The sequence below is a fragment of the Caballeronia sp. GACF4 genome (genome assembly GCF_023631025.1).
Taxonomy (GTDB): domain Bacteria; phylum Pseudomonadota; class Gammaproteobacteria; order Burkholderiales; family Burkholderiaceae; genus Caballeronia.
In genome coordinates, this window is the sequence record NZ_JALQDW010000004.1 from 405861 (window position 1) to 420717 (window position 14857).

At 62.2% G+C, this 14857-nt stretch carries 14 protein-coding genes; 6 read left to right on the top strand and 8 right to left on the bottom strand.

Annotation, left to right across the window (positions count from 1 at the left end; translation table 11 throughout):
* From NCR40_RS05745 to NCR40_RS05760, 4 genes are all read left to right on the top strand, one after another.
* Complete coding sequence (locus NCR40_RS05745) at positions 1 to 465, top strand: response regulator (RefSeq protein ID WP_244827795.1); 465 nt, start codon at positions 1 to 3, stop codon at positions 463 to 465.
* 86 nt (positions 466 to 551) lie between these two features.
* Positions 552 to 2489 carry a hybrid sensor histidine kinase/response regulator gene (locus NCR40_RS05750; protein ID WP_244827796.1) on the top strand — a complete coding sequence of 646 codons (1938 nt, stop codon included), beginning with the start codon at positions 552 to 554 and terminating at the stop codon, positions 2487 to 2489.
* Between the two features lie 118 nt (positions 2490 to 2607).
* Complete coding sequence (locus NCR40_RS05755; protein WP_250508944.1) at positions 2608 to 3075, top strand: VOC family protein; 468 nt, start codon at positions 2608 to 2610, stop codon at positions 3073 to 3075.
* A 22-nt stretch (positions 3076 to 3097) separates the two neighbouring features.
* Complete coding sequence (locus NCR40_RS05760) at positions 3098 to 3571, top strand: VOC family protein (protein ID WP_250492455.1); 474 nt, start codon at positions 3098 to 3100, stop codon at positions 3569 to 3571.
* A gap of 17 nt (positions 3572 to 3588) precedes the next feature.
* On the opposite strand, the gene NCR40_RS05765 is transcribed toward NCR40_RS05760, so the two are convergent.
* The gene (locus NCR40_RS05765; protein ID WP_250508945.1) at positions 3589 to 4404 is read right to left on the bottom strand and encodes an ABC transporter permease; all 816 of its coding nucleotides are present in this window, start codon (positions 4402 to 4404) and stop codon (positions 3589 to 3591) included.
* Positions 4401 to 5108, bottom strand: coding sequence for an ABC transporter ATP-binding protein (locus tag NCR40_RS05770; protein WP_250508946.1), 708 nt, complete (start codon positions 5106 to 5108; stop codon positions 4401 to 4403). Before NCR40_RS05770 ends, NCR40_RS05765 begins: the two co-directional genes overlap by 4 nt.
* Before the next feature lie 150 nt (positions 5109 to 5258).
* On the opposite strand from NCR40_RS05770, the gene NCR40_RS05775 reads away from it, so the two are divergent.
* Positions 5259 to 7622, top strand: a complete 2364-nt coding sequence (locus NCR40_RS05775; protein ID WP_250508947.1) for an AsmA family protein — start codon at positions 5259 to 5261, stop codon at positions 7620 to 7622.
* Between the two features lie 333 nt (positions 7623 to 7955).
* On the opposite strand, the gene NCR40_RS05780 is transcribed toward NCR40_RS05775, so the two are convergent.
* The 5 genes from NCR40_RS05780 to NCR40_RS05800 form a co-directional block, all read right to left on the bottom strand.
* Positions 7956 to 8198: a DUF2795 domain-containing protein gene (locus NCR40_RS05780; RefSeq protein ID WP_250508948.1), complete on the bottom strand. Its 243-nt coding sequence runs from the start codon at positions 8196 to 8198 to the stop codon at positions 7956 to 7958.
* A 30-nt stretch (positions 8199 to 8228) separates the two neighbouring features.
* Positions 8229 to 8492, bottom strand: a complete 264-nt coding sequence (locus NCR40_RS05785; RefSeq protein WP_244827803.1) for a hypothetical protein — start codon at positions 8490 to 8492, stop codon at positions 8229 to 8231.
* Between the two features lie 227 nt (positions 8493 to 8719).
* Positions 8720 to 10456 carry a ClcB-like voltage-gated chloride channel protein gene (locus tag NCR40_RS05790; RefSeq protein ID WP_250508949.1) on the bottom strand — a complete coding sequence of 579 codons (1737 nt, stop codon included), beginning with the start codon at positions 10454 to 10456 and terminating at the stop codon, positions 8720 to 8722.
* A gap of 156 nt (positions 10457 to 10612) precedes the next feature.
* Positions 10613 to 11416 carry an aldo/keto reductase gene (locus NCR40_RS05795; protein WP_250508950.1) on the bottom strand — a complete coding sequence of 268 codons (804 nt, stop codon included), beginning with the start codon at positions 11414 to 11416 and terminating at the stop codon, positions 10613 to 10615.
* A gap of 48 nt (positions 11417 to 11464) precedes the next feature.
* The gene (locus NCR40_RS05800; RefSeq protein WP_250508951.1) at positions 11465 to 12190 is read right to left on the bottom strand and encodes a glutathione S-transferase; all 726 of its coding nucleotides are present in this window, start codon (positions 12188 to 12190) and stop codon (positions 11465 to 11467) included.
* A 241-nt stretch (positions 12191 to 12431) separates the two neighbouring features.
* On the opposite strand from NCR40_RS05800, the gene NCR40_RS05805 reads away from it, so the two are divergent.
* A complete protein-coding gene (locus NCR40_RS05805; protein ID WP_250508952.1) occupies positions 12432 to 13670 on the top strand; it encodes a cystathionine gamma-synthase family protein in 1239 nt (412 codons plus the stop codon).
* Positions 13671 to 13746: 76 nt separating this feature from the next.
* Here NCR40_RS05805 and NCR40_RS05810 read toward each other — a convergent pair whose 3' ends face one another.
* Positions 13747 to 14811 (bottom strand): YeiH family protein, encoded by a 1065-nt coding sequence (locus NCR40_RS05810; protein ID WP_250464556.1) that lies wholly within the window; start codon positions 14809 to 14811, stop codon positions 13747 to 13749.
* Between the last annotated feature and the right edge of the window lie 46 nt (positions 14812 to 14857).

Here is a 14857-nt window from a genome sequence, read left to right on the forward strand (position 1 = left end):
ATGCTTAAACCGATTTTGCTTGTCGAAGACAATCCGAACGACCTCGAACTCACGCTCGTGGCGCTGGACAAAAGCCAGCTTGCGAACGAAGTGATCATCGCGCGCGACGGTCAGGAAGCTATCGACTATCTCACTTGCGAAGGCGACTGGAAGGAGCGCACGCCGGGCAATCCCGCCGTCATTTTGCTCGACTTGAAACTGCCGAAAATCGACGGGCTCGAAGTGCTCGACACGATCCGCTCGACCCCGGTTCTGAAAAGCGTGCCGGTCGTCATGCTCACGTCCTCGCGCGAAGAGCAGGACCTCGTGCGCAGCTATGAACTCGGCGTCAATGCCTATGTAGTCAAGCCCGTGGAGTTCGCGGAATTCGTCGAGGCGATCAGCGATCTCGGCGTGTTCTGGGCCGTGCTCAACGAGCCGCCGCCGGGTTCCACGCGCTTTCGCCGACCGCCGTCCGCGCAATGACCGACGTGAACCTCGTGAACTTCGTGACTGCCAATATCGACCGCATCGTGCGCCGCCGCGCGTTTTCTCGCGAGGCCGCCTAGACCATGCAGCCCCTGCATCTGCTTCTCGTGGAAGACAACGCACTCGATGCGGAGCTGACCATCGCTCAGCTCGAGCGCGCCGATTACGCGGTGGATGCGTCCATCGTCTACGACTCGGCGAACTTCATCGCGGAGCTCGCCGCCAAGCGCTTCGACGTGATCCTCGCGGACTTCGTCATGCCCACGTTCTCCGGCATCGAGGCTCTGAGCATCGCGAGCGAGCGCGCGCCGGATACCCCGTTCATCTTCGTGTCCGGGCTGCTCGGCGAAGAACACGCCGTCGACATGCTCAAACGCGGCGCGACCGACTATGTGTTGAAGCAGCGTCTGCAACGGCTGCCCGCGGTGGTGCGCCGCGCCATGCGCGAGAGCGACGAGCGTGCGCAACGCATTGCGGTGGAGCGCGCGCTGCGCGAGACGGAGACGCACTTTCGCATGCTGATCGACGCGCTGAAGGACTACGCCGTCATCACGCTCGACCCGGAAGGGCGCATTCGCACGTGGAATGCGGCGTCGGAGCGCATTCTCGGCTTTCCGGCGCAAGACGTGCTCGGCCAGAGCGCGAGCATCTTCTATAACCAGGAAGACCGCGAAACCGGCGTATTCGAGGACGAACTCGACATCGCGCGGCGCGAGGGCAGCGCCAGCGACGACCGCTGGCTGTGGCGCAAGGACGGCCACTCGTTCTTCGCCTCGGGCGTGACCACGGCCATCCGCACGGAAAACGACGAACTGATCGGCTTCTCGAAGATCGTGCGCGACGCCACCGACGCTCACATGGCCGCCGATGCCTTGCGGCTCGCCAAGGATCAGGCGGAATCCGCGAATCGCGCGAAGGACCATTTCCTGGCGGTGCTGTCGCATGAATTGCGCACGCCGCTCACGCCGATTCTCGCCGCCGTGCGTCTGCTCGAAATGAAGCATTCGCTGTCGCACGAGGCGCATCCCACGCTTGAACTGATTCGCCGCAATGTGGAACTGGAGGCGCGTCTGATCGACGATCTGCTCGATCTGACGAGCATCGCGCGCGGCAAGCTGAGTCTGAATTTCGCGAGCGTCGCGCTCGATACCTTGCTCACGAGCGCACTCGACATGTCGGAAGCCGACATGCGCGCGAAGAATCTCACGCTCGACACGCGCTTCGACGCGCACCAATTCGTCGTTTTCGGCGATGCCGCGCGGCTTCAGCAGATCGTCTGGAACCTGATGAAGAACGCGGTGAAGTTCACCCCGGCGGGCGGGCGGCTCGAAGTACGGACGTGGAATCCGGATCGCGCGACCATCGCGGTATCGGTGACGGATAGCGGCATCGGCATCAGCGCCGAAGCATTGCCGCGCATTTTTTCCGCGTTCGAACAGGCCGACGATTCCATCACGCGTTCCTTCGGCGGGCTGGGCTTGGGCCTGGCTATCGCCAGCACGCTCGCGCAGAAGCATGGCGGCACGCTCTCGGCCTACAGCGAAGGCCGCGATGCGGGCGCGCGTTTCACGCTCACGTTGCCGCTCGCGAAAATGGAGCCGCAGCACGAGGCCGAGCCGCTCGTCGAGGCAAAGCGGCACGAACACGGCCGTTCGCTGCGCGTATTGCTCGTGGAGGACAACGAGCAGACTTCATCGGCGATGGCGGAAGTGCTGGAGATGCTCGGTCACGTCGTTACTGTCGCCAGCACGGTGGCAGTTGCGCTCGAACGCGCGAAAGAGGCGTCGTTCGATCTTCTTGTGAGCGACATCGGCTTGCCGGATGGCACGGGTCTCGACATCGCGCGCGCGTGGCGCGAGCTGCAGCCCGACAAGCCCGCCGTGGCCATCACGGGCTACGGCATGGACGAAGACATTCGACGTTGCCGGGAAGCAGGTTTTCGGGATCATCTGACGAAGCCCGTCAACTTTTCGCGGCTCGAAGGGCTCATTCAGACGCTGGCCGAAACGCCGGACGCCTGAGCTGCAAAAAATCCGGCCGAAGTCCGGATCGATGTCGATTGACGCCTGGCTTGCACGTTGTAGGGTAGGAGAGCGGCGCCGATTCCCGGCGCGTCTCGTCACTTCTACGGAGCCAGCCATGTCCACACCCGCCGTCAACCCCATTCCGCCCGGCATGCGTTCGCTGACCCCGCACCTCACGTGCGCGGGCGCGGCGGAGGCGATCGACTTCTACGTGCGCGCCTTCAACGCCGTCGAACTGGGCCGCCTGCCCGGACCGGACGGCAAGCTCATGCATGCCATGGTCAAGATCGGCGATTCGGTGCTGATGCTCGTCGACGAGAACCCGACCTTCGGCATGCTCGGCCCGAAGGCGATCAAAGGGTCGCCGGTGACCATCCACCTTTATGTCGAAAATGTCGATGCCACGTTCACGCAGGCCATCGATGCCGGCGCCGAAGTCACCATGCCGGTTGCCGAGATGTTCTGGGGCGACCGTTACGGCCGGCTCGTCGACCCGTTCGGGCATCAGTGGTCGTTGGCATCGCACGTACGCGACGTGAGCCCCGAGGACATGCAAAAGGCGATGACCGCGCCGCGCGAATAACGCGCCTTTCAAGGAGAGACTCATGAACAAGATATCGCCATGCCTATGGTTCGACGGCAACGCGCAGGAGGCCGTCGATTTCTATCTGAGCGTGTTCAAGGACGCGCGCATCGTTGAAACCATGCTGCATAACGAGGCCAGTCCGGGCACGCCGGGCAGCGTGCTCGCCATTCTGTTCCAGTTGGAAGGCGAAGACATCATGGCGCTCAACGGCGGCCCAGAATTCAAGTTCACGCCCGCCCTGTCGTTGTTCGTCAAATGCGACAGTCAGGCCGAGATCGACCGCTACTGGGACAAGCTTCTCGAAGGCGGCCAGGCGATGGCCTGCGGCTGGCTCACGGACCGTTTCGGCGTGACGTGGCAGATCGCGCCCAGAAAGCTGCTCAAGATGCTGCAGGACCCCGACCCGGACAAGGCCAATCGCACGATGACCTCGATGAGAACGATGGTGAAGCTCGACCTCGACGAACTGGAGCGGGCATACCGCGGAGCGTGACGCGAAAAGGAAGCGCTTCAGGCAGAGCGCTTCTTCGCCTTCCTCTCCACGAGTTTCGCGGCCATGAAGCGGTGATCCGGCGAGAACAGCCGCCGATACGTCAACACGACTGCGCCGACCACGCCGAGCGCCGAAGCCGCCGCGATCAGAAACATGATGACGATCTGATAGCGCACCGCCTGCAATGGCGATTGTCCCGCCAGCACCTGACCGGTCATCATCCCCGGCAGACTGACGAGGCCCACGACGGTCATCTGGTTGAGCGTCGGAATCATGCCCGCGCGCACGGCCTGCCGCGCGGGCCCTTGCGCGGCTTCCCAGCGCGTCGCGCCTAATGCGAGCGACATCTCCACGGCCGCGCGTCCGGCGGTCAGTTCCTCCGTCATGCGTTCGATGCCGAGCGACACGCCTGTGAGCGTATTGCCGAGAATCATGCCGAGAATGGGTATGGCGTATTGCGGCTCGTACCACGGATGAATGCGGATCACGACGAACAGCCCGAATGCGCCGATCAGCCACGAACTCGCCCAGATCGACACGATGCTGTCGGCGCGTTGTCCGGTGTAGGTGCGCCGTCCGCGATTCGAAGCGGACAATCCCGCGATGATGGTCATCAACGCCATGAGCGGCAGCACGACATACCACCGGCTGAAGGCAAACACCCAGCCGAGCACATAGCCTATCAGCAGCAATTGAACGACGGTGCGTATGGCCGCGATCGCGAGCTTGCGTTCGAGCCCGAGATTGAGCGCGACCGACAACGCGGCGTTCACCACGATCAGCGCCGCCGCAAGCGCGATATCGAGGAGACTGAGGTTTTGATAACCGTTCATGGCGCGCTCGCTTCGGTGAGGACGCCCGCGTTCATCGACAAATGACGCGTGGCCACGCGCGCGGCCTGTTCGGGGTCGTGCGATACCCAGATGCTCCCGCGCTTGTTGCCCGGTTTGCCGTCCGCTTTGTCCGCCGATTCGAACCACGCGCTGACCAGCGCTTCGATCGAACGCGCCGAAGCCGGATCGAGCGATGCCGTGGGCTCGTCGAGCAGCAGCACGTCGGGCGCGAGTTGCAGTACACGCACGAGCGCGGCGATCTGCGCCTCACCGCCGGACAACTCGCTCGCGACCTTGTCGAGAAAGTCCGCGCCGCGTCCCGCCGCTTCCGCAAGTTGCGTGGCCATCGCGCGATCGAAGCGGGCATCGCGATAAGCCTTGAGTGTGTACGGATAACGCAGGTTGTCCTCGACACTTCCGTCCAGCATCGCGGGCCGTTGAGCGATGTAGGCCACGCGTCGTCGATAAGCCGGAATGCCCGCGCGCGCGATACGCTCGCCGCGCCACGTCACGTAACCCTCGTCGCAGGCATCGAGCAGCGCGAGGGTACGCAAGAAGACGCTCTTGCCCGATCCCGACGGTCCCGTGATCGCGGCGCGCTCGCCTTCGCTCAGCACGAAATCCGTGGGATGCAAAAGGACGGTGCCGCGCGCGGTATCGCGCCGTGCGACGCCAACGGTTGCGACGAGTGAAGAAGAAGGCATCGGGCCTCGTGGGGCATTTATCGAGCCGTCATCTTACGGAAAAGGCCGGGCGTTGCCCATGACATGCGGCGCACATGACACACGTCGACCGTCACGCGGGCACACTCTGTGCTGCGCCACACACAATCAGAAAAAATGGATGGAGAGGTCATGGCGCAGGCCCGCACGAGCAGAAAAATCGGAAAGATCGTCGCATGGTTTTTTGCCGTTCTGGCGGTACTGATAGCGGTGAGCGTGGTTATTTTCCTGACGTTCGACTGGAATCGCCTGAGGCCGTGGGTCGATGACAAAGTCTCGCAAGCTATTGGGCGGCAGTTTCATATTACCGGCGACCTGAAGGTGGGCTGGCGCCGTCCGCCTAACGAAACGGGCTGGAAACGCTGGGTGCCGTGGCCGCGCTTCTCGGCTGAAAAGATCACCATCGCGAACCCGGACTGGGCGCGCAACCAGTATTTCGCCACGCTCGACGAAATCGACTTTCAGGTGGCCGTGCTGCCGCTGCTCGCGCACGACATCGTCATTCCCGCGATCAATCTGGTGAATCCTTCCATCGATGTCGAGCGGCTCAAGGACAACCGCAACAACTGGACGTTCAAGTTCAAGCAGTCCACCGAACCTTCGACGTGGAATCTCAAGCTTGGCGATATCTCGCTTGCAAAAGGCACGGTCGGCGTGCACGACGAAGTGACCAAGGCCGAGATGCAGGTCGATATCGATACGCTCGGCCAGGCCGTGCCGATCGGCGAAGTGATGAAGCAGCAACAAGAGGCGTCGAGCAAATCGTCGGCGGAGATGGTCGGCAAGAGCGGCGCGGCCAAGCTCGAAAAGCAGACGGATGCAGCGGCGGCTTCGGAGGCGTCCGCCGCTTCGGCTGCATCCGCGGCTGCGGCGGCGAATGCATCGGCGCCGAATCCGGCGAGTACGTCGGCCAATCAGAGCATCACGACGAAAGAAGGCGTGAAGCCGCCGATTCCGCCGTATGCCTTCGGCTGGACGGTCAAGGGCACCTACAACGGCGGCAGGGTTTCCGGCGACGGCAAACTCGGCGGCGTGCTCGCGGTGCAGGACGCGGCGCGCCCGTTCCCCGTTCAGGCCGATGTGCGCCTGGGTGACACGCATATCGCGTTCGTCGGCACCGTGACCGATCCCGCGCATCTCGCGGCGCTCGATCTGCGGCTGTGGATTCAGGCGGTCAGCATGGCGCATCTGTATCCGTTCACGGGCGTGACGCTGCCGGAAACGCCGCCTTTTGCCACGGAAGGGCGCCTCACCGGTCAGTTCAAGGAAGACGGCAACGTGTTCCACTACGAGAACTTCACGGGCCGCGTGGGTGGCAGCGACATCAACGGCTCGCTCGTCTATGCGGGCAGGAAGCCGCGACCGCTGCTTCAGGGCGAACTCGTGTCGCATCTGCTGCGTTTCGCGGACCTCGCGCCGATCATCGGTGTGGATTCGAACGCGAGCAAAGCCAAGCGCGGCGAGACGGAAAAGCAGCCGTCGGCGAAGGCGTTGCCGACCGAGGAGTTCAAAACTGATCGCTGGAAGGCCATCGATGCCGACGTGAAGTTCACCGGTCAGCGCATCATCAAGGACCCCGACCTGCCGATCACGGATCTCTATACGCACGTCGTGATGAAGGATGGCGTGCTGTCATTCGAACCGCTCAAGTTCGGCGTGGCGGGCGGCGCGTTCTCGTCGAACATTCATCTGGATGGCAGTGCGGCGCCTCTTAAGGGACGCGTGTCGGCGGAGGCGCGGCATCTGAAGCTCAAGCAGCTGTTCCCAACCGTGAAGACCATGCAATCCGCGCTCGGTGAAGTGAACGGCGACGCGGCTTTGTCCGCCACCGGCAATTCGCCCGCCGCGCTTGCCGCAACGTCCAACGGCGAGATCAAGGCGCTCGTGACGCAGGGCACCGTGAGCCGGCTGTACATGGAAGCGGCGGGCCTGAACGTGGCGAACGTCGTCTACGAGAAGCTCTTCGGCAAGCGCGATGTGAACATCAACTGCGCCGCGACCGATTTCGTCGTCACGGATGGCGTGCTCGACTCGCGCGTCTTCGCACTCGATACCGACGACGCGGTCATCAACGTCGATGGCAACATCAATCTGAAGAGCGAACAGATGGATCTGGGGATTCATCCGCATACGAAGGGCTTCCGCATCTTTTCGTTGCGTTCGCCGCTGTATGTGAAGGGCACGTTCAAGGACCCGAAGGTTGGCGTGAATGTCGGCGCGTTGGCGGTGCGCGGCGGTGCGATGGTCGGTCTTGGACTCATCAACCCGTTTGCCGCGTTGATCCCGCTGATCCAGCCGAGCAACAACAAGCCGTTGCCGTGCGCGCAGATGCTGGCCGACATGCGCAATGCGCCGACAGCGCCGCCTGCCGGACAGAAGCAGACGACCAAGGCGGCGCCGGCTTATATGTCGTCGGGTGCGGCTGCGGGCTCGGCTTCCAAGCCGCCGCCGAAGAAGGCCGTGCCGGCCAGTGCGGCGCAGTATCGCGGAAGCTAAGAGCAACGTACTGCACAGGCTTGTCCACAGAAACTGTGGACAAGTCGGGCAAGGATCGAGCTATTCGTTTGCCACGTAGAGCATGACCTGATCCGCGCCGCACGGCGTTTTGCGAACAGAATCAAGAAATTAACTGAGTCGCCAAGCGCTTTTCCACAGGCATTTCCCCGTTTGCGGGGGATAAGTTATGCAGAGGGCGCGGGCAGGTTGGCGCGACTTGAAGCGCAGGGTGTTTTTCGTTGCGCGTCAAATGCTTAGACGAGTTCACAGCGGGTTTTCAACAGGGTGGTCCCCAATTGCTGGGGACAACTTCGGCGCTTTGATACGCCCTGCCTAGACCGAGATTCCCGGACCGCCATTGCTTCCGAGCAACTGCTCGACGGAATTCGCATCCTTATAGTCTTGTTCGGGCAGACCATCGAAAACAGCGATCACATCGTTGCTGACACCGGCTTCGCGCGCGGCATTCACTAGTGTGTCCTTGTTGGCTGGGAACGTGGCATAACGCAGGACTTCGGCGATTTCATCGTCGATGGGTTCGTCGTTCAGGCTCTGAGTTCCGGGTGTATCCGACATGGAATTCCTGTAGATGAAGAAGTGAGCGCTTCAGGTCTGTACCTGAATCGTCTGGCTTGCCATGCCGTGACTCGGCGTACGCGATTTCGGCAGCGGCACATGACGCCAGTGCGCGTGGTCGAGACTATCTGCCGCAATTTCGGGTGCGGGCGGCGCGACCGGCCCGGCGTTCACACGCAGGGCAGCGCGCGTTGCGGCCACTACGGCCGAATCGTCAGTCGAACTCGTGTGCAGAGGCGCGGCGTAACACGACGCCGAAACCAATGCCATCGTCAACAACGTTGAGGTCTTCATCGGGCAACCCCTCCTCACGTAGGCAGCGAGAAGCATCAAGCAAAGCCTATGCCGATACGTCCCTCGCGCACCGTTCGTGCGTGGATGCCAAAGAAGCAGACCTCGCACGGGCGCAACGAGCGGTGCTCGCGCGCAAACACTTCGCGTGATTTCTAACTTATGAATAATCCGCTTCCACCCAGCGCTGCGGATCGGCACGCGCCGCGAAATTGCACAGCCGCGCACTTTCAGCGCTGCGTCGGATTCAGACGGAAGTATGCGTCGAGAAGAGAGGTTTTGTACACGACACCGAGCAGCAGCGGCTCGCTCTTTTTTTCGATGACGGGAAGCCGCTCGCCCTGGAAAGCGAGGAAGTGCTGCAGTGCTTCGCCGAGCGACATGTCGGGTGTGAGCACGTCGAATTGCGGCTGGAGGTAATCGGCGGCGGTACGCGTGGATGTGTCTTGCTTGTCGAGAAGATCGGACGTGATGTCCTTGAGTGCGACCACACCGCGAAAGCGCCCCGCGTCATCCACGACATACAGATACTTCACGGGATATTCGAGGAACACGCGCGTCATGTCGTTCACGTTTGCATCGAGCGGGACGACGGTATCGGGCGGCTTGACGAGTTCGCGCATCTGCGTGGCCGCGAGGCGCAGACGCTCCTTCTCTTCGCGCGTGCGACGCAGGGTGACTTCGTACATCGACGTCTGCTCGGAGGTTCGGGCAATGAAATACGCCACCACGCACGAAAGCATGAGCGGCAACACCACCGAGTACGACAGCGTCATCTCGAAGATCATGAGGATCGCCATGAGCGGCGCGTGCGTGGCCGCGGCGAGAAACGCGCCCATGCCCACCATGGCGTAGGCGAATGGCTGTGAAGTCGAATGCGGCCAGATGGCGTGAACGCCGAGACCGAAGAGACAGCCGAGCACGGCGCCGACGAAAAGCGTGGGCGTGAAGATACCGCCGACCGCGCCCGAGCCGGCCGTCGCGGCGGTGGCGAGGAGCTTGAAGACGAGCACCAGCAAGAGCGCGGACCACGTCCACGGCTGATGCAGAAGCGAGTTCACCACTTCATAACCGTTGCCCCAGACTTCGGGCCACCAGATCGAAATGACGCCGACGATCAGTCCGCCGAGCGCGAGACGAATCGGCAAGGGCAGCGGCAACTTCGCAAAGCGCTTGCGCGACTCTGCGAGCAGCCGCAGGAAGTGTGGCGCGAGCGCGCCGCACAGCAAACCGAGCACGACGAAGAGCAGCACTTCGAGGCCCGCGATGGGCGGAAACACCGGCATCTGATAAGGCGGCCGATACCCGGCGAACTCGCGCATCGTGATGTTGGCGACGACCGACGACACGACGATCGGCCCGAAGCTCTCCATGACCATGGAGCCCAGCACGATTTCGGTGACGAAGAACGCGCCCGCGATCGGCGCGTTGTATGCGGAGGTGATCCCGGCCGCCGCGCCGCACGCCACGAGCAGTCGCAGGCGCGGCGGATCGAAGTGGACCCAGCGTCCGATAAGCGATGAAGCGAGCGCGGCGAGCTGCACCATCGACCCTTCGCGGCCGATGGAGCCGCCGCTCGTGATCGTGAAAAGCGACGACAGGCTGCGCCAGATGCTTTGCCACACGGGCACGACGCCATCGCCGATGGTCACCGCTTCCATGTAATCCGTGTTCGCGTGCTTGTCTTGACGAACCCGTGCGACGATCAGACAGAAGCCCGCGATGAGCCCGCCCGCCGCTGGCAACACGATACGCAGCGGCCACGGCAGGCTTTCGGCCATCTTGACGAAGTTGCCGGGTTCGCCGCCGAACGCCCGTTGCAGCGAATCGATGCCTTCACGAAACGCCGATGTCGCGAACGCGCCCGCAACGCCGACGACGACTGCCCAGATGAGCATGGTGTGCGCATCCGACAAACGGAAGAGTTGTTGAGCGCGCGTGCGCAGCCGAAGCAGGAACGAAAGCACGGATTATCGTGGAAAGCTTAGAAGCAAATGGAATAAGGCCGACGCAAGGATAGCATTGCGCATCATCCGTCCACTTTCGAGCGCGCGAAAAAAAGCCCGGCTATCGAAGACAGCCAGGCTTTTCAAGTGATGCATCCAGCGCTTCGGTCTACGCGCTCACCACTTCGGCGCGAACGAAGGATTCGCGTTGCGCTTGCCTTCGTCGAGCTTGTCGATCTTCGCGATGTCGTCGGCGTCGAGCTCGAGCTTTTGCGCATCCCAGTTGATCTGTTGATGCTCCGGATTCGTCGATGCCGACAGCACCACGATATCGCGCGCCAGAAGCCATGCGAAGGTCACTTGCGCGGGCGTCGCGCCGTGCTTCTTCGCGATGGCCTTGATGGTCATGTCGTTATGCGCGCGGCCTTCGCCGAGCGGCATATAGGCGGTCACTTTCACGCCGAGCCGTTGGGTGGCTTCGACCAACGCGCGGTTCGCGAGGAACGGGCTCACTTCGATCTGGTTCGTCACGATCTCCTTGCCGCCCGGCGCCTCGAGCGCTTGTTCGAGCAGCGGCGCGGTGAAGTTCGACACGCCGTAATGACGGATGAGGCCGAGCTTCTGCGCTTCCTGAAACGCGCCAAGCGTTTCGGCGATAGGCACCGCGCTCTCGGGCGACGGCCAATGCACGAGCGCGAGATCGATCGTGCCGATATCGAGCTTTTCGTGACTGTCCTTGAGACTCGCGATCAGCTTGTCGTGCTGCAGCCGGTCCCACCAGACTTTCGTCGTCACCCAGACGTCTTCGCGCGGAATGCCTGACTCGCGCACGCCCGCGCCGACGGCGGCTTCGTTGTTGTAGAACTGTGCGGTGTCGATATGACGAAAGCCGATCTGCAATGCGCTTCTGACGGCTTCGGTGGTCTTCGCGGCATCGACACGGAATGTGCCGAGGCCGAAGGAGGGAATCGTTTCGATCATGCTGGCTCCTTGTTTCGTTGAGGCGATCAGTGAACTCAGTGACGCGTCTTACTTCGCGTCCTGATCGAGTTCGGGATAGTGCCTGAAAATGCCGGATTCGTTGAACGGGATGCGCCGTTCCGAATCGACATAAGCGGCGATATTGGGCCGTTGCAGCACGGCGTCATGCAGCGCCGCGACATGCGGATAGTGCTTGCCGAAGGTCTTCATCGCGCGCGGGAAGGCGTAGTGCAGGCCATCGACGAGCTGAAAGACGGAGAGATCGACGTAGGTCGTCGTGTCGCCGACCATTTGCGTGTCGCCGTGCGGATTCTGCTTCAGCACGCGCTCGAAATAACCCATGAATTTGGGCACGCGCTGGTCCAGGAAATTTTTCGAGCGCGTTTTCGCGGCTTCTTTCTGGTCTTCGTAATAGAGATCGGTCGCGAGCGGATGATGCGTGTCATGCACTTCCGCGACGATATCCGCGATGGTCAACTGCAAGCCATGCGCTACGTAGCGCAAGCCTTCGTCCTTCGGTGCGAGCTTCAGCTTCGGGCCGAGATACAGCAGGATATTCGCGACATGCGGCACGATCAGATCGCCGTCCTTCAGAAACGGCGGCGCGAACGGAATATGCGGCTCGGTCTTGCTGCCGAGGAGCTTCATCATCGCGTCCATGCCTTTCTTCGAACGCGCGACATCGATGTATTCGGCGCCCGCGTCTTCGAGCGCGAGGCGCACATATTCGCCCCGGCCTTGCAATCCGTCCCAGTAATAGAGTTCGTAAGCCATGCGTGGGCTCCTTGTCAAACGTGCGGTGCTTTTGACGCCATGCGCGGCGGACGCTTGAGTTGGCAAGCTAATCGCGTGCTGCTTGCCGCGCGGTCGAGCACGCGAACGAGTGTTCAGGCGAGCAACACGCGTACCCGCTTGGGGCCGTGGCGGCGCGGGCCGCGATGTAAAATGAATCCTTTGCTCGAGGGCTGATTCGCGATGCCCGTCAGAGAGCGAACGACTTCGAAGCGGAGAGAAGATGGACAAGCAAGGCTTCACCACTGGCATCGTACACGGCGATCGTGACGCGGGCGTCGAGCATGGCGGCGTGCGTCAACCCATCCATACGTCGGTTCAGTATGGCTTCGAACGCGTGGAAGATCTCATCGGCGTGTTTCAAGGCACGAAGAAGGGCGGGTTCAACTATGCTCGTCAGGGCACGCCGACCACTGCGGCGCTCGAGCGCAAGATCACGAAGCTCGAAGGCGGCGCGGGTTCCATCTGCTTCAGCACCGGCATGGGCGCAATCTGCGCGGTGTTTCTCACGCTTTTGCGCGCGGGCGATCATCTCGTGTCGAGCCAGTTCGTCTTCGGCAATACCAATAGCGTGTTCGGCACGCTGCGCACGCTCGGCATCGAAGTGACGGTGGTCGATGCAGGCGATGTCGCTAACGTCGCCAACGCGCTCAGGGCCAACACGCGCATGGTGTTCGTCGAGACCATCGCGAATCCGGGCACGCAGATCCCGGAGCTGAGGGGTATCGGCGAACTGTGTCGCGAACGCGGGCTCGCTTATGTCGTCGATAACACCATCACGTCTGCGGCGCTTTTCAGGCCGAAGGATGTCGGCGCGAGCCTCGTCGTCAACTCGCTGACAAAGACGATTGCGGGACACGGCGCGGCGCTCGGCGGTGCGGTCACGGACACGGGCGTCTTCGACTGGAGCACGTACCCGAATATCGCCGATGACTACCGGCGCTCGCCCGCGAAGGAGCAAGGGCTTCTGCAGATTCGCAAGAAGGGTCTGCGCGACATGGGCGCGGCGTTGTCGTCCGAGCAGGCGCATCAGATTGCGCTGGGCGCGGAGACGTTGGCGTTGCGAGTCGGCAAGAGCAGCGATAACGCGCTCGCACTGGCGCAGTTCCTGGAGAAACACGAAGCGGTGGGTCGCGTGCTTTATCCGGGTTTGCCGAGTCATCCGCAATATGAAGTCGCGAAGAGTCTGTTCAAAAACGGCTCGTGGCTCTTGTCATTCGAGTTGCGCCATCCCGAACGCATGATCGACTTCGTCAACGCGCTGCAAATCCCGATCAAGGCGACCGGTCTCGGCGATACACGCACGCTCATCATCCCCGTTGCACCGACCATCTTCCACGAAGCCGGTCCGGACGTACGCCGCGCAATGGGCATTTCGGACGGCATGCTGCGCTTGTCGCTGGGTATCGAGGAAATCGACGATCTCATCGCCGATTTCGAACAAGCGTTGAAGCACGCGTAAGCCGAGAAAGCGGGCTTCGAATGCAAAAAAGCCGTCGGTTCAGTCGACGGCTTTTTTGTGTCCAGCATCGATACGATCAGCCGAAAAGACGCTCCACACCATACGTGATCGCAAGTCCACCGCCGATCAACCATGCATACAGGATTGCGCCGGTTGCAATCGCACGCGGACCCGCTTCGCGAATCTGCGCGATGCGCGTTTCCATGCCGAGTGCGGTCATCGCCATGGTGAGCGCGAAGGTATCGAGCGTGTTGAGCGTGCTGGTCGCGCTGGCGGGCAACACGTGCAGCGAATTCACCACCACGAGCGCGAGGAAGCCGAAGGCGAACCAGGGCACCGCGAGCTTGCCCGTGCCGCTTTGTGCGCTTTGATCATGACGCTTGCGATTGATCCAGAAGCCGACCACGAGCAGGACCGGCACGAGCAACATGACGCGCGTCATCTTCACGATAGTCGCGATATGCGCCGCTTCCGGGCTCACGTTGCTTGCCGCGCCAACGACCTGCGCGACTTCGTGAATCGTGCCGCCGAAGAAAAGGCCCGTGCCGAGCGTGTCGAGATGCAACCAGCCTGCGTGAATCGCGAGCGGATAGAGGAACATGGAGAGCGTGCCGAACAGGACCACGCTGCCAACGGCCATCGCGCTCTTGTGGGGCTTCGATTGCAAGGTCGATTCGAACGCGAGCACGGCCGCGGCGCCGCAGATGGCGCTGCCGGCGGCCGTGAGCAAGGCGGTATCGCGGTCGAGCTTCATGACCTTCATGCCGAACCATGTGCCGATGGCAAGCGTACTCACGACCACCAGCACAGATACCGCGAAACCCGACAGCCCGACGTGCGCGATTTCTTGCAGACTCACGCGCAACCCGAAGAACGCCACCGCGATGCGCAGCAATTTGCGCGCGGAGAAGTTCACGCCCGCCGCCCAGCTTTCGGGCATGCCGTGGCGCAGCGCGTTGCCGTAGATCGTCCCCGCGGCAATGCCGACGATCAACGGGCTGATGCCCAATCCAGCGATGAACGGCAGCGCGGACAGATGCGTCACGGCTGCCGCGAACAGCGCGACGAAAAGAATTCCGTTGAGCTGCCCACGCGTGGACGATGCTTCGGCGATTGACGGTGCGGCGGGTACGGCGGACATGGGGGCGTCCTTTTGAGATTGCGTTGCGATGTGCTAATCCTAAATC

Excerpts from the sequence above, each read along its gene's own strand:
- NCR40_RS05805 (WP_250508952.1), top strand. The coding sequence starts at position 12,432 with ATGGACAAGCAAGGCTTCACCACTGGCATCGTACACGGCGATCGTGAC.
- NCR40_RS05750 (WP_244827796.1), top strand. The coding sequence starts at position 552 with ATGCAGCCCCTGCATCTGCTTCTCGTGGAAGACAACGCACTCGATGCG.
- NCR40_RS05780 (WP_250508948.1), bottom strand. The coding sequence starts at position 8,198 with ATGTCGGATACACCCGGAACTCAGAGCCTGAACGACGAACCCATCGAC.
- NCR40_RS05770 (WP_250508946.1), bottom strand. The coding sequence starts at position 5,108 with ATGCCTTCTTCTTCACTCGTCGCAACCGTTGGCGTCGCACGGCGCGAT.
- NCR40_RS05765 (WP_250508945.1), bottom strand. The coding sequence starts at position 4,404 with ATGAACGGTTATCAAAACCTCAGTCTCCTCGATATCGCGCTTGCGGCG.
- NCR40_RS05755 (WP_250508944.1), top strand. The coding sequence starts at position 2,608 with ATGTCCACACCCGCCGTCAACCCCATTCCGCCCGGCATGCGTTCGCTG.
- NCR40_RS05775 (WP_250508947.1), top strand. The coding sequence starts at position 5,259 with ATGGCGCAGGCCCGCACGAGCAGAAAAATCGGAAAGATCGTCGCATGG.
- NCR40_RS05795 (WP_250508950.1), bottom strand. The coding sequence starts at position 11,416 with ATGATCGAAACGATTCCCTCCTTCGGCCTCGGCACATTCCGTGTCGAT.
- NCR40_RS05745 (WP_244827795.1), top strand. The coding sequence starts at position 1 with ATGCTTAAACCGATTTTGCTTGTCGAAGACAATCCGAACGACCTCGAA.
- NCR40_RS05785 (WP_244827803.1), bottom strand. The coding sequence starts at position 8,492 with ATGAAGACCTCAACGTTGTTGACGATGGCATTGGTTTCGGCGTCGTGT.
- NCR40_RS05800 (WP_250508951.1), bottom strand. The coding sequence starts at position 12,190 with ATGGCTTACGAACTCTATTACTGGGACGGATTGCAAGGCCGGGGCGAA.
- NCR40_RS05760 (WP_250492455.1), top strand. The coding sequence starts at position 3,098 with ATGAACAAGATATCGCCATGCCTATGGTTCGACGGCAACGCGCAGGAG.
- NCR40_RS05810 (WP_250464556.1), bottom strand. The coding sequence starts at position 14,811 with ATGTCCGCCGTACCCGCCGCACCGTCAATCGCCGAAGCATCGTCCACG.